General features: G+C 63.8%; 14 protein-coding genes. 10 read left to right on the top strand and 4 right to left on the bottom strand.

The window, feature by feature from the left end:
* The 8 genes from gspG to ABX298_RS08795 all read left to right on the top strand — a co-directional run bounded on the left by gspG (position 1) and on the right by ABX298_RS08795 (position 4,683).
* Positions 1-447 (top strand): type II secretion system major pseudopilin GspG, encoded by a 447-nt coding sequence (gene gspG, locus ABX298_RS08830; protein WP_367394313.1) that lies wholly within the window; start codon positions 1-3, stop codon positions 445-447.
* Positions 444-908: a prepilin-type N-terminal cleavage/methylation domain-containing protein gene (locus ABX298_RS08825; RefSeq protein WP_286100703.1), complete on the top strand. Its 465-nt coding sequence runs from the start codon at positions 444-446 to the stop codon at positions 906-908. The genes gspG and ABX298_RS08825 overlap by 4 nt, the downstream gene beginning before the upstream one ends.
* Positions 886-1,266: a type II secretion system minor pseudopilin GspI gene (gspI, locus tag ABX298_RS08820; RefSeq protein WP_084785292.1), complete on the top strand. Its 381-nt coding sequence runs from the start codon at positions 886-888 to the stop codon at positions 1,264-1,266. Before ABX298_RS08825 ends, gspI begins: the two co-directional genes overlap by 23 nt.
* Entirely contained in the window at positions 1,253-1,843 is a 591-nt protein-coding gene (locus tag ABX298_RS08815; RefSeq protein WP_367394312.1) for a type II secretion system protein GspJ, read from the top strand. Before gspI ends, ABX298_RS08815 begins: the two co-directional genes overlap by 14 nt.
* Positions 1,840-2,697, top strand: a complete 858-nt coding sequence (locus ABX298_RS08810; RefSeq protein WP_367394311.1) for a general secretion pathway protein GspK — start codon at positions 1,840-1,842, stop codon at positions 2,695-2,697. The genes ABX298_RS08815 and ABX298_RS08810 overlap by 4 nt, the downstream gene beginning before the upstream one ends.
* Positions 2,690-3,799: a type II secretion system protein GspL gene (gene gspL, locus ABX298_RS08805; protein ID WP_367394310.1), complete on the top strand. Its 1,110-nt coding sequence runs from the start codon at positions 2,690-2,692 to the stop codon at positions 3,797-3,799. The genes ABX298_RS08810 and gspL overlap by 8 nt, the downstream gene beginning before the upstream one ends.
* A gap of 92 nt (positions 3,800-3,891) precedes the next feature.
* The gene (locus ABX298_RS08800) at positions 3,892-4,275 is read left to right on the top strand and encodes a hypothetical protein (protein WP_367394309.1); all 384 of its coding nucleotides are present in this window, start codon (positions 3,892-3,894) and stop codon (positions 4,273-4,275) included.
* Positions 4,276-4,335: 60 nt separating this feature from the next.
* Positions 4,336-4,683: a YgiW/YdeI family stress tolerance OB fold protein gene (locus ABX298_RS08795; RefSeq protein ID WP_075046628.1), complete on the top strand. Its 348-nt coding sequence runs from the start codon at positions 4,336-4,338 to the stop codon at positions 4,681-4,683.
* 98 nt (positions 4,684-4,781) lie between these two features.
* Here ABX298_RS08795 and ABX298_RS08790 read toward each other — a convergent pair whose 3' ends face one another.
* Positions 4,782-5,969: an MFS transporter gene (locus ABX298_RS08790; protein WP_286101914.1), complete on the bottom strand. Its 1,188-nt coding sequence runs from the start codon at positions 5,967-5,969 to the stop codon at positions 4,782-4,784.
* Positions 5,970-6,135: 166 nt separating this feature from the next.
* Here ABX298_RS08790 and ABX298_RS08785 point away from each other — a divergent pair, with 166 nt between their 5' ends.
* Positions 6,136-7,047, top strand: coding sequence for a LysR family transcriptional regulator (locus tag ABX298_RS08785; protein ID WP_085587746.1), 912 nt, complete (start codon positions 6,136-6,138; stop codon positions 7,045-7,047).
* A 165-nt stretch (positions 7,048-7,212) separates the two neighbouring features.
* Positions 7,213-7,986, top strand: coding sequence for a ParA family protein (locus ABX298_RS08780; protein ID WP_025340949.1), 774 nt, complete (start codon positions 7,213-7,215; stop codon positions 7,984-7,986).
* Here ABX298_RS08780 and trxC read toward each other — a convergent pair.
* From trxC to mscK, 3 genes are all read right to left on the bottom strand, one after another.
* On the bottom strand, positions 7,983-8,417 hold the full coding sequence (trxC, locus tag ABX298_RS08775; RefSeq protein ID WP_025340948.1) for a thioredoxin TrxC: 435 nt from the start codon (positions 8,415-8,417) through the stop codon (positions 7,983-7,985). The genes ABX298_RS08780 and trxC overlap by 4 nt on opposite strands.
* Before the next feature lie 188 nt (positions 8,418-8,605).
* Positions 8,606-10,066, bottom strand: coding sequence for a protein adenylyltransferase SelO (selO, locus tag ABX298_RS08770; protein WP_367394308.1), 1,461 nt, complete (start codon positions 10,064-10,066; stop codon positions 8,606-8,608).
* Positions 10,067-10,246: 180 nt separating this feature from the next.
* On the bottom strand, positions 10,247-13,582 hold the full coding sequence (gene mscK / locus ABX298_RS08765) for a mechanosensitive channel MscK (protein WP_075046624.1): 3,336 nt from the start codon (positions 13,580-13,582) through the stop codon (positions 10,247-10,249).
* Between the last annotated feature and the right edge of the window lie 20 nt (positions 13,583-13,602).

Below are 13,602 nucleotides of genomic sequence, written 5' to 3'. Positions count from 1 at the left end.
ATGTCCATGCGTTCATCACGCCGCGCCGAACGCGGCTTCACTCTCATCGAAATCATGGTGGTGGTCATTATCCTGGGGGTTCTTGGCGCGCTGGTGCTGCCCAACGTAATGAGCCGTCCCGACCATGCCAAGCTGACCGCAGCTCGCACCGATATCCAGTCAATTTCCACCGCACTGGAAATCTACCGTCTGGACAACGGCCGCTACCCGACAACCGCGCAAGGGCTGGACGCCTTGGTGAAACGCCCCACGGTGGCGCCACTGCCACGTCAATGGAGTGCCCAAGGCTATCTGAAGAGCACGCCAACCGACCCCTGGGGCTCGCATTACCAGTACGCAAGCCCAGGAATCCGTTCAACCCAGGGCTATGACCTTTACTCCCTGGGCGGCGACGGTCAGCCGGGCGGTGAGGAAATGGATGCTGATATCGGTAACTGGCCTGAATGAAACAGCGCCGCTCTCGAGGCTTCACCCTGCTGGAGCTGCTTCTGGTGATGCTGTTGCTGGGCATTGTGATGGGTATGGCCGGGTTCACGTTCGCACGCGATCCGCAGCGAGTGGCCAGCCAGGAGGCCAGCCTCTTCCTCCAGTTGGTGCAATTCGCGCGGCAGCAGGCGGTGCTGGAAGGGCTGACGCAAGGTATTCGCATCGATGCCCAGGGTTACCAACTGCTCAAAGCCTCCGAGGATGGCTGGGAGGCAGCCGGCAGGCATCGCGATATTGACCTGTATCTGCGCTTGGAGATCGATGGGCTGCTTGTGCCATATGCCCTGGCTGGCGGGGCGCCGCAACTGCTGATGTACGGTAATGACGAGCACACGCCGTTTTCCCTGCATTTCGAGGCGGACGATGTGCGCCTTGTTTCCGTGTCGAGTGATGGCCTCAATGACCCCCAGTTCGTGCACTGAACGCGGCTTCACCCTGTTGGAGGTGTTGGTGGCGCTGGCGATTTTCGCAGTACTGGCCGTGGCGGTGACCACGGCCAGCCAGCATGTACTGGCGCAATCGCAGGGGGTTCGAGAGCGCCTACTGGCTAGCTGGGTGGCCGACAACCACCTGACGGAGCTGGGCCTGCAAGCTGCGCCGGCTCCCGGCCAGCGGAGCCTGGAGGTCATGTTCGGTCAACACCGCTGGACTCTGCACGAAAGCCGCCGTCTGGACGTGGGTGGCTTGCTGGAAGTGCAGGTACGTGTGGGCCTCGCTGCGGATCGCCAGGTGCTGCATCAGGCCACGGGGTGGCTGGGGATGGCGGATGCGCCGCGCTAGCCCGGGCAGGATGACCCGCCAGGGGGGCTTCACCTTGATCGAGTTGCTGTTGGCGCTCGCTATCTTTGCCGTCCTGGCTATCGGAAGTGCGCGCGTGCTCGATGTGTTCATGCGTGCCGAGAACGCACGCCAGGCACAGGCCGATGAGCTGCGTGCGCTGGGCAGGGCCATGAGCTTGATCCAGCGCGACGCCATGCTGGGGTATGCGCCCGCGAGCCTGGGCAAGGGCGGTTACGGCATTCTGCTGAACGGCACTCGGGTCCATTGGTTGGCCAGCGAACAAGGCAGCCAAGCGCTCAAGCGCAGCGAGCTGAGGGTTGTCGAGTACTGGCTCGAAGACGGCGTGCTGTGGCGCCAGCGACGCACGCTGGAGCAAGGTCAGCCACGCCCGCAGCGTTTGCTCGAAGGTGTAGGCGAGCTGCACTGGCGTCTGCACGTGCCCGGTCGCGGCTGGCAGGCGCGCTGGCCAATGGCCCAGCGCCGGCCGGTGCCACCGCAGGCGCTGGAGGTGACACTGTCGACCAGGCGTTTTCAACAGATCCGGCGGGTACTGCCGCTGGGAGGCACCAGCCAATGAGGGGGCAACGGCAAAAGGGGCTTGCGCTGGTCACCGTGCTGCTTGTCATGGCGCTGCTCACGTTGCTGTCAGCCGGTATGTTGCGCAGCCATCAACTGCTGATTGGTGGTGTAAGCCAGCAGATCGAAGCGTCGCGCTTGCTGCGTTTGGCTCAGGCCGGCGAGCAGCATGCCCTGGCGAGCTTGCGCCGTGAGGTAGGCGAAGTACTGCAGGTCACTCATGTTCGACAATCCTGGGCCCAGCCCCGAGCGCTCACCCTTGGTCAGGGGCAACTGAGCCTGCAGCTGGAGGACCTCTCGGGCCGCTTGAACCTCGGCGCCCTGATGGCAGGCAAGGCCCCCGACCCGCTGCTGCTCAAGCGCTGGGAGCGCCTGTGCCATTCGTTGCAAGTGGAGCCACCCGCTTTGGAAGGGCTCGCTGGCCAACCGATGCTCGACCCAACCCAGTTGCGTACGTTGCCGAGTGTTTCCGCTGAGGTAATGGCGCGTTTGCAGCCTTGGGTAGTGGTGTTGCCCAAGGAGGCGCGGCTCAACATCAATACGGCCCCGGCGCTACTGCTTGCGGCGTCCGCCGAGGTGTCGCTTACGGTGGCAAGCCAACTGGTAAGCGAGCGCCCCGAAGCGGGTTACCCCACGGTAGAACGTTTTTTGGCTCTGCCCCAACTGGAGGGCGTGGGTCTGGACAGGCGCGGGCTGGCCGTGACCAGCCGCTGGTTTCGCCTGGAGGTGCAGGCAGAGATGGCAGGTAAGCGCATGTACCTGTACAGCGACCTGGAGATCGATTTGGACACGCATCAGGTTCGTGTGGTGCGGCGTGTGTTTTCTGCGATGCGGGAGCAAAGAGCAGATGAGTGAGATTTGGCTGTACCTGTTGCCGGAAGGGGTTGCGGCGGCCGATGCGCGGTGGCCGGTGTGGCTGCGTGCGGCGGACGGCAGCCTTCACAAGGCACGACTGGAGGAGCTGGCTTCGACGCTCACCGGTCCTGCTATCGTGGTGGTACCTATGGAGATGCTGGGCAGTTGCGAGATCGGTCCTGTGCCGGGCAAGCGGCCCAAGCCTGAAACATTGGCCTACGCTGCCGAAGACTATTTGGCAGCGCCGCTGGAAACGCTGCATCTGGTGTTCGGCCCGCCGGATGCGCAGGGGCATCGCCGGGCTCTGGTGATAGAGCGTCAGGTTCTGGCCAGCCTGATGGCCTTGTTGAAAAGCCAGGGAATCGACCCGCTCGGGATCCATGTCGATGCCGACCTGCTGGGCGCAGAGCAGCCCCGTGCACTGTGGCTCGAGGGTCGCTGGTTGTTGGGTGGGCATGGTGGGCCTTGGCTGGTCGCCGGCCCCCAGGCGGCCGAGGTCCTGGTGCGCCAACTGCCGCCGATGGAGCGGCCGGCCGAACCTGCTGATGCAGGGCAGGCGCTCCACAACCAAACCGTCGATAGCGCCTTTCACACCTTCATCCAAGGTCGGGCCAAGGCCCTGGACCTGCGTCAGGGGCCATTTCGGCGACGCAGCCCGATCGTGCCCTGGCCCTCCCTGGCGGGCGGAGCGCTGCTGGCCTTCGCAATGGTGTGCCTGGCGGAACATCTGCGTGCTGAATGGCTGTCGGAACGTACAGCACAGCTACATGCCGAGAATCTTCAGACGTTTCTGCGTTGGGCGCCCGAGCAGTCTGTCGCAGGTGACCTGGCCACACAGATCAGGGCACTGGAATTCCGTCCCCGGGAGAAGACTACCGTCGAGGGGCTGGTTTCTTTCACGGAGCAATTGGTGGAAACCGGGAACATCACGGTTGAACGGGCCGTGTCCAGTCCCGGCGAAGGGTGGCGAATGGAAGTGGTTGCGCAAGGTTTCGATGACCTTGAGCGCTTGCGCCAGCGGGCCCCTGCCGTGCTGATGGATCAAGCCCGGCAGGCCGAGCAGGTTGTGCGCGCGACCCTGACTTTCAGGGAGATTCGCTGATGCGGTGGATTGAGCAGGCCTTGATAGGCCAATGGCAATCGATACCCGGTGATCGAAGGGCCGTGATCCTGGCCGCACTCTGGAGTTTGGCCATGGTCGTGCTCTGGCAGTTTGCCTGTGTACCCGGCAAGCAGCGCTCGCAACAGGCCGAGCTCGCCCATGCGCATGAGCTGAAGCTCAGCGGGCATCTGCAACGGGTTTCGACAGGCCCGGCCTTGGCCGGGGAAGCGGTAACGGTGCTGACACCCTCTGTTCTGAACGAACGCGCACTGGCCGCCGGTTTGCAAATTGCCGGGTTGCAGGCACGGGCCGGTCAGGTGGAGGTAAGCCTCGAGGGCGAGCCTGCGCCACTGCTGGGGTGGCTGCATGCGCTGGAGCTTGACGGCGCGCAGGTCCGCAGTTTGCAGTTGCAAGTTGTCGGGGCGCGGCTGCAGGCGCAGTTGGGGTTGGCGCTGGATGAGGCCAGTGCTGATTAAGGTTGGCTTCAGCCAGCAGCGGTAGGCTGTTTCCATCGAAATCGAATCAGGACCTGTCCCATGAAAATCCGTTACCTCGCCTTGATCCTCGCCCCTCTGTTCAGCACTGCCGCCCTGGCTGCCGGCTACACCGGCCCCGGCGCCCAGTCGGTCACCACCGTAGCTGCGGCCAACGATGCTGCCGACGACACCCCAGTGGTGCTGCAAGGCTTCGTGACCAAGAAGATCAACAACGACGACAAGTACGAGTTCAAGGACAACACCGGCACCATCACTGTGGAAATCGATGATGAAGACCTGCCGCCGACGCCGTTCAACGACAAGACCAAGGTCAAGCTGACCGGTGAGGTGGAGAAGCACCTGATGAGCCGGGAAGTGGATGTGGATATGGTCGAGATCATCAACTGATCCAACGGCAAGTTCGCGGGCACGCCCGCTCCCACAGGTTTGGCGGTGGCTTCAGGTGAGGCGCCGTCCCTGTGGGAGCGGGCGTGCCCGCGAATGTTTCACACCGATTTCGGTGGTAACCTGCTCAGGTGCAGCGCCACCAGCAACGCCACCGCCAGCAGGCTGCCAATGAACAGCCCGATGCCATTCCAGCCCCACTGGTGCCAGAACACCCCGCCCGCCGTACCGGCCACGCTCGACCCGGCGTAATAGCTGAACAGGTACAGCGACGACGCCTGTCCCTTGGCCTTCAAAGCCCTGCGGCCGATCCAGCTGCTGGCCACCGAGTGCGCGCCAAAAAAGCCGAAGGTGAACACCAGCATACCGACGATAACCATCACCAGCGGGCTGGCCAGGGTCATCAGCAAGCCGCCCGCCATTACCACGATACTGGCCCAGAACACCTTGCGCCGGCCCAGTTTGTCAGCCAGTGCGCCGACCTGCGCCGAGCTGTAGATGCCAGACAGGTACACCACTGACAGCAAGCCGACCAGCGCCTGGTTCATGTGATAAGGCTCGGCCAGCAGGCGGTAGCCGATGTAGTTGAACAGGGTGACGAAGGCGCCCATCAGCAGGAAGGCTTCGAGGAACAGCCAGGGCAGGCCGGCATCCCTGAAGTGCATGACGAAGCCATCCAGCAGGCTGCGTGGGTTCATCGCCTGCGGGCGGAAATTGCGCGATTCGGGCAGCACCCTCCAGAACACCAGCGCCGCCACCAGGGCCAGGCCGCCGATGGTCAGCATCGCCGTGTGCCAGCTGACGAAGTCGATCAGCACGCCGGTGATCAGGCGCCCGCTCATGCCGCCAATGGCGTTGCCGCCGATGTACAGGCCCATGGCCAGGCCGATGTGCTGCGGGTGGATCTCTTCGCTCAGGTAGGTCATCGCCACCGCCGCCAGGCCGCTCAGCGACAGGCCGACCAGGGCGCGGGTGGCCAGTACCAGCTCCCAGCTCGGCATCACCGCGCTGGCCAGGGTGGAAAGTGCGGCGCAGGCCAGGGCAAACACCATCACCGGCTTGCGCCCGATGCGGTCGGAGATAGGGCCGGTGATCAGCAGGCCGAACGCCAGCATGGCTGTGGAAACCGACAGCACCAGGCTGCTCTGCGCCGCATTGATGGCAAATTCCTTCGACAGCAACGGCATCATCGGCTGCACGCAGTACAGCAGGGCGAAGGTGGCGAAGCCGCCGCTGAATAGCGCCAGCACGGTCTTCATGAAGGCGGGGGTGCCTTTTTCGATCCACATTTCGTTCAGCGGGGCAGGTTCTGGCTCGGCGGGAAGGGGAGCTACAGCAGTTTTCACGGGCGGGTACCTCTGGCGCAATGAAAAAAAGCATATAGCTGGCTAATGATTAGATCCAATATATTGTTCGACCTATTTGAGACGTTATACGACCTGTTTGGAGCTGATCATGGAATTGCGCCATCTGCGTTACTTCATCGCCGTGGCCGAAGAGCTGCATTTTGGCCGCGCCGCCCAGCAGCTGGGCATTTCGCAGCCACCCTTGAGTCAGCAGATCCAGGCGCTGGAGCAGGAGCTGGGGGCCCGGCTGTTCGAGCGTACCAACCGTCGGGTCGAGCTGAGCGAGGCGGGGCGGTTGTTCCTCGAGGAAGCCCGCCAGGTGCTGGCGCAGGTGGAAAAGGCCGCCGATGTCGCCCGGCGTGCGCAGTTGGGGGAGCTGGGGGAGATGAAGATCGGTTTTACCTCCTCGGCACCGTTCACCTCGAAGATCCCCAAGGCCATCCACGCGTTTCGCCAGCGCTTCCCGGCGGTGCACCTGAACCTCAAGGAAATGAGCAGTCGCGACGTGGCAGAAGGGGTGTTCGACGAGTCCATCGAGGTCGGGCTGATGCGGCCGATGCCGCTGCCGGAAGGGCTGGTGGCCACCGAGCTGTTTCGCGAGCCGCTGGTGGCAGTGATCAATGCCTCGCATCCATTGGCCGAAGGCACGGAGCATGGCGTGCACATGGCCGCGCTGGCCAATGAGCCGTTCGTGTTCTTCCCGCGCAGCTATGGCAGCGGGTTGCACGCACAGTTGCTGAGCCTGGCGCGCCAGGCGGGTTTCAGCCCGCATTTTGCCCAGGAGGCGGGGGAGGCGATGACCATCATCGGGCTGGTATCGGCAGGGCTTGGGGTGTCGGTGCTGCCGGCGTCGTTCCAGCGTATGCGCATCGAGGGGGTGGTCTATCGCACGTTGCTGGATGAAGGGGCGATGTCGGCGGTGTGGCTGGTGCAGCGCGAGCATGGTGGGTCGGCGATGGCACGGGCATTTGCCGAGTTGCTCACAGGGCAGGTGGCTGGCGGGGGCAGTGTAGTTGCCTGATCGGGCCCCATCGCCGGCAAGCCAGCTCCCACAGGGGACGCGCTTGGCTTGCCGGCGATAGGGCCAGGGCAGGCAGCACAAGGCTGTTGTTCCGGGCAAATGGCACTGGTCATTGCCGCAGCGGCGCCACATACTCGGGCATTCGTTGATACACGGAGGTCAATCATGCGGCGCGTGGTGTTCAATCAGAAAGGTGGTGTGGGCAAGTCGAGCATCGCTTGCAACCTGGCGGCGGTGAGCGCCAGCGAAGGTTATCGGACCCTGCTGATCGACCTGGATGCCCAGGCCAACTCGACCCAGTACCTGACTGGCCTGACCGGCGACGATATCCCCATGGGCATCGCCGACTTCTTCAAGCAAAGCCTGTCCAGCGGGCCGTTCAGCAAGAAGAACCAGGTCGATATCTACGAAACCCCGTTCGACAACCTGCACGTGGTCACCGCCACGGCCGAGCTGGCCGATCTGCAGCCGAAGCTTGAGGCGAAGCACAAGATCAACAAGCTGCGTAAGTTGCTCGACGAACTGGACGAGGACTACGAGCGCATTTACATCGATACCCCGCCAGCGCTGAACTTCTATGCGGTTTCCGCACTGATCGCCGCCGATCGCGTGCTGATTCCTTTCGACTGCGACAGCTTCTCGCGCCAGGCCCTGTATGGCCTGCTAGCCGAGATCGAAGAACTTAAGGAGGACCACAACGAAGACCTGGTGGTCGAAGGCATCGTGGTCAACCAGTTCCAGTCCCGCGCCAGCCTGCCACAGCAGATGCTCGACGAGCTGCTGGCCGAAGGGCTCCCGGTGCTACCGGTGTACCTGGGCAGCTCGGTGAAGATGCGTGAGTCGCACCATGCCAGCCTTCCGCTGATTCACCTGGAGCCCAGGCACAAGCTGACCCAGCAGTTTGTCGAGTTGCATTCGCTGCTCGAAGAGAACGCTTAGACCCCCTGGCTACGCAACCACTCCAGCAACGACTGGAGTGGAAACGCCCCGGCCTGACGGCTGACTTCACGGCCATTCTTGAACAGCAGCAGGCTGGGGATCGAGCGGATGCCCAGTTGCCCGGCCAGGTTGCGGTTGGCTTCGCTGTCGAGCTTGGCCAGGCGGCAGCGGCCGGCCAGTTGGCGGGCGGCCTGTTCGAAGGTGGGGGCGAAGGATTTGCATGGGCCGCACCAATCCGCCCAGATGTCGACCAGCAGTGGCAGGTCGCCTTTGATCTGGCTGGCGTAGCTGGCTTCGGTGAGTTCGAAGGGGGTGCTCAGCAGCACGTCCTGTTTGCAGCGGCCGCATTTCGGCGCGTCGCCCAGGCGCTCGGCGGGCAGGCGGTTGAGGCCGTTGCAATGGGGGCAGGGGATTACCAGTGGGTCGGACATGTCGATTCCTTGTGTTGTTTGTTCGGGCGCTATCGCCGGCAAGCCAGCTCCCACAGGTACGGCGCAAGCCTTGGGTTGAGCGCCGTACCTGTGGGAGCGGGTTTACCCGCGAACACCGGCGTAGCCGGTGCCATCCAGCGCGTCGCATTCTTCGCGGGTGAACCCGCTCCCACAGGGTTCGGAGTTGGTCAGGAGGAGCAGCTGATTTCCAGGTGCTTGCCCCATTCCGGCGGTCGCTCGGCATAGCCCTGCATTCCGGCCTGCTCCTCGAACGGGCGGCTCAGCACCTGATGCAGCCGTCGCACTTCACTGTAATCCCCCGCTTCGGCCGCTTCGATGGCTTTCTGTGCCAGGTAGTTGCGCAGCACGTAAAGCGGGTTCACCGCATGCATGCGCTCACGCCGCCCTTCGGCATTATCCGCTTCGCGCTCGCAGCGGGCCAGGTAGTCCGCCCCCCAGGCATCGAAACCGGCCAGGTCGATGAAGTCGTCACGCACCACCTTCAGCGCCTCGGCCACGGGCTGATCGCCCAGCTTGCGGAAGAACAGGTTGTAGTCCACACCACCGCTCTGCATGCGCTGCAGCAGGCGTTCGACCAATGCCATGTCGTCCTCTTCCGCGGTGGTCAGGCCCAGGCGCCGGCGCATCAGGTCCAGGTAGTGTGCCTGGTACAGCGGCAGGAACAGGCCCAGCGCCTCCTTGAGCGGTTCGACTTCGATCACCGTGGTCAGCGCCTGGGCCAGCGCACTGAGGTTCCAGTGGGCGATCGGTACCTGGTTGGCGTAGCTGTAGCGGCCACGGTCGTCGGAGTGGTTGCAGATGAAGTTGGCGTCGAAGTCGTCGAGGAAGGCGTACGGGCCGAAGTCGAAGGTGATGCCGAGGATCGACATGTTGTCGGTGTTCATCACCCCGTGGCAGAAACCATAGGCCTGCCAACGGGCGATCAGCTCGGCATTGCGCTCGACGATGGTGCGAAACATGGCCAGATAAGGCTGCTCGGCATCGCGGCATTCGGGGTAGTGCTGCTCCAGCACGTGGTCGATGAGCACGCGCTGCTGTTCCGGCTGCCTGGTGTAGTAGAAGTATTCGAAATGCCCGAAACGCACATGGCTCTGCGCCAGGCGGGTGAGCATGGCCGCGCTTTCGCGGGTTTCGCGCCACACCGGGGTGCTCGAGCCGATCACGCACAGTGCCCGGCTGCTGGGAATGCCCAGGGCGTGCAGGGCCTCGGAGGCGAGGAACTCGCGGATCGAGGAACGCAGCACGGCGCGGCCGTCGCCCATGCGCGAGTAGGGCGTCTGCCCGGCGCCCTTGAGGTGCAGGTCCCAGTGCTCGCCCTGGTCATTCAGCACTTCGGCCAGCAGCAGGCCGCGGCCATCACCCAGGCGCGGATTGTATGAGCCGAACTGATGGCCGGAATAGACCATCGCCCGCGGGTCGGCCTCTTCCCATAGCTTGTGGCCGCTGAACAGCTCGGCGAAAACCGGCAGCTCTGCCTGGGCCGGGTCGAGGTCGAGCAGCGCCATGGCCGACTCGCTCGCTACCACCAGGCGTGGGTCTGCGATGGGTTCGGGCAGGACCTGGGTGGAGAACGCATCGCCCAGGCGGGCGAAGCGATTGTCGAAGGTGAGTTGGTCGAGGGCTTTCACGGGCTGCTCCTGGAAGTCGGTACCTAGGGGGCCGCTTTGCGGCCCATCGCCGGCAAGCCAGCTCCCACAGGGGATGTGCAGGGCCTGGGTGCGGCACGGCCCCTGTGGGAGCTGGCTTGCCGGCGATCGAGGGCGAAGCCCTCGCAGGCATTCTGGGCGTTCATGCTCTATGGAGTCCACTCACACAGGTTGAGTGCCATCCGGTTTCGGCTGCTCCACCGGAATCAGCTGCTGTTTGCCGCCCTTCGGATCCATCAGAAACACCTCGACCTGGCGCACCGAGATCTTGATGTTGTGCGCCTTGAACTCGCGGTTGATGTAGCGGTTGATCTCGTCCAGCGTCGGGTTGCGGTCGCCCAGGTCGCGTACGTGCATGCGCAGCTCGTGGTCCAGCGAGCTCTCGCCGAAGTTGAGGAAGTACACGATCGGCTCCGGGTCCTTGAGCACGCGTGGGTTTTCGTGGGCACCCTTGAGCAGCAGGTCGCGCACCAGGTCCAGGTCCGAGCCATAGTCGATGCCCAGCTTCAGCGTTACCCGGGTGACCGTGTCGGTCAGCGACCAGTTGATCAGCTGACCGGTAATGAAGGTCTTGTTGGGGACGATGATGTCCTTGCGGTCGAAGTCGGTGATGGTGGTGGCGCGGATGCGGATCTTGCTCACCGTGCCCGACAGGTTGCCGATGGTAATGGTGTCGCCAATCCGCACCGGGCGCTCGAACAGGATCATGATGCCGGAAATGAAGTTGGCGAAGATTTCCTGCATGCCGAAGCCCAGGCCCACCGACAGCGCGGCCACCAGCCATTGCAGCTTGTCCCAGCTGACCCCGAGGGTCGACAGGGTACTGACGATACCGACGCCGACGATGACATAGGACAGCAAGGTAGTAGTGGCATACGCACTGCCCTGGGCCAGGTTGAGCCGCGACAGCACCAGTACTTCGAGCAGGCCGGGCAAGTTCCGTCCTAGCGCGAAGGTGATGCCGATGATGACCAGCGCACCGAGGAAGTCGCCCAGGCTGATCGGCACCATGCTGGCGGTGGCACCGGTGCCGCTGGAGTACTCGTACAGGGTGAAATTGTTGAGGTAGGCGAACACCGAGATCAGGTCCGACCACACCCAGTACAGGCCGGCGATGAAGCCGCCGAGTAGGGCCAGGCGGATCAGGCGCAGCGACTGCTGGTTGACCTGTTCGATGTCCAGCGTTGGCTCTTCGGTGATGACTTCGCCATCCAGCCCTTCCTTGGCCGCCGCCCGCTTGCTCAGCGCGCGCTGGTAGGCCAGGCGCCGTGCCGCCACCGACAGGCCACGCACGAACGCGGCTTCGATCACCAGCCAGAACAGCAGCAGGTACAGGGTGTAGATCAACCGGTCGGTAAGTTTCAGCGCGGTGTAGTAGTAGCCGAAGCACACGGCCACGAACAGAGCGATGGGCAGGGCGGTGAAGGCCACGCCCACGGCCTTGCGGAACAGCGAGGTGTCGCGGTGCGCCGGGCTGCTGAGCAGCAGGCGGCTGAGCAGCCAGGCCATCAGTGCGTAGCAGGTCAGTACCACGCCGATACCCAGCACATCATCGGCCAGCGCCGAAGGCTGATGTTCGGCCACCGCCACCACACCGACCAGTGCCAATACCACGGTGCCCAAGCGGCGCACCCAGCCGCGCAGGAACTCGACCTGCGGCTTGTGCCAGCGGAAGTGGATTTCCGCCACGCCGCCCGGGGCGAGGATGCGGTAGGCGGTGTAGAACACCAGCCAGGCCTGGGCCAGTTGCCAGAGGGCGGCGCCAAGGTTGGCGTTCTGCCCGCGGGCGTCGATCTGCAGGGCGTAGCTGCATAGGGCCAGGCCCAGGCTGACCGGCATCGCCAGCAGGATGTTGATGAGGATCGCCTGTGGCGTGTGCCACTGGCTGTCACGGCGGAAGTGGCCGATGTCCTGGTGCACCTTGCCCAGCCGTTGGTACAGGTACTTGCGCCGCCACAGCAGGGCGCCGATCACCAGCAGCAAGGGCAGGAACAGCAGCGGGCGCTGGCCCAGCCCATCGGCCAGTTCCTTGAGGCCCGAACCCCAGGGCAGGCTGGCTACCTGGTCGGCGAAGCGTGCCGGCACCCGGCTCAGCCATTCCCAGTCCAGTGGCTTGTTGCTGGGAATCCAGAACATCTGCTCTTCGAGCGTGGTGCGCAAGCCCTGGGCGGTGCCGAGCAGCTGCTTCTGGTTGAGCTGCAGGGTGATCGATTCGTTGAGCAGTGCCGACAGCTCCCGGCTGAGGCGTTCGAGCAGGTCGACGCGGGTAATCATCACCTCCAGCAGCGCCTTGCGCAGCTGAGGGGTAACCTGCTCCTGCGGTTGGCCGAGCAGCAGGTTGTCGACGTACGCGGCGGGGCTGCTCATTTGCTCGCGTTGCTGGTTCACTTCGAACTGGTAAAGACGGATATCGGCGATCTGGTCAGCCAGGTCGCGGTCGACTTTCAGGTGCGGCAGGGCCTGCTTCTGCTTGTAGAGGATCTTGGACAGCAGCAGGCTGCCCTTGAGCACGCTGATCTGTTCGTCCAGGGCCTGGTCGGCCTGGGTCAGGCTGTCCAGCTGCTGCTTGCTGCGCAGGTTCTGCTGGGTCAGCTCGTTGAGGCGGTCGGTACTCTTGAGCAGGTAGTCGGACAGTTTCAGGTTGGCAGCGCTTTCGTTGGCCAGCAGGGTGCTGCCGCCGGCTTTCTGCGCTTCGATCGACTGCTGGGTGACCGCCTGCTGCGACTGGGCCAGGCGCTTTTCGTTGATCAGCGATTGCAGGTCCTGGATTTCCTGCTCCATTCGTGTGGCGCGCTCGATCAGCAGGTCGTGACGGGCATTGCCCAGGTCCTGCAGCAGGCCGTTGCCGGCCAGTTCCTGGCGGCGCAACGAGGTCAGGGCATTGAGCGACGCCAGCTCGGCATTGAGCTTGTTGCGTTGGTCGCTGTTGAGTGGCTTGCCGTTCTCCTTGCCGCTCTTGAGGCTGAGGTTGATCTGCTGGGTACGTGTCTGGTTGTTGCTGATTTCTGCCTGAGCCCGCTCTGGGCGGGTCTGCGAGTTGATGATCAGGCTGTTGGCATCCGACAATGCCTTTTGCAGTTCGCCTTGTTGCGTACTGCGCTCGCTGAGCATCTGCTCCAGCTGTGGCACGTTCAGCGTGGCGTAGCGTTGGGCCACCGGCAGGGGCTTGCTGGCCTTGAGCTTGATCAGCTCGCGCTGGCTGTCGGCGGTTTCCTTGGGCGCGCCAGCCAATTGCTGCTTGAGTGCCTCAAGCTTCTTTTCGCTGTCTTCCTTGCTGAGCAGCAGTGCCAGGGTCTGTTCCAGCACCTGTTGCTGGGCCTTCTGCTCCGGTGTCTGTTGCGCAGCCTTGGGGTCGGCCTCGGCACCCTTGGGCTGGGAAATCTTGTTCAGGCTGCTCTGGATGCTGGTCGTGGTGGGAAGCTCGGCCGCACCAGCGGCGAACGAGAGAGACAGGCACAGCCCGAGCAGGGCTGTGCGGAGGTACACGCGCAGGGACATAGGCAGACTACTTGTGGATC

Source organism: Pseudomonas sp. X4, from assembly GCF_040784925.1.
Classification (GTDB): domain Bacteria; phylum Pseudomonadota; class Gammaproteobacteria; order Pseudomonadales; family Pseudomonadaceae; genus Aquipseudomonas; species Aquipseudomonas putida_Z.
Note: the sequence above shows the minus strand (reverse complement) of the source record. Positions and strands in the feature narration are given on the sequence as shown.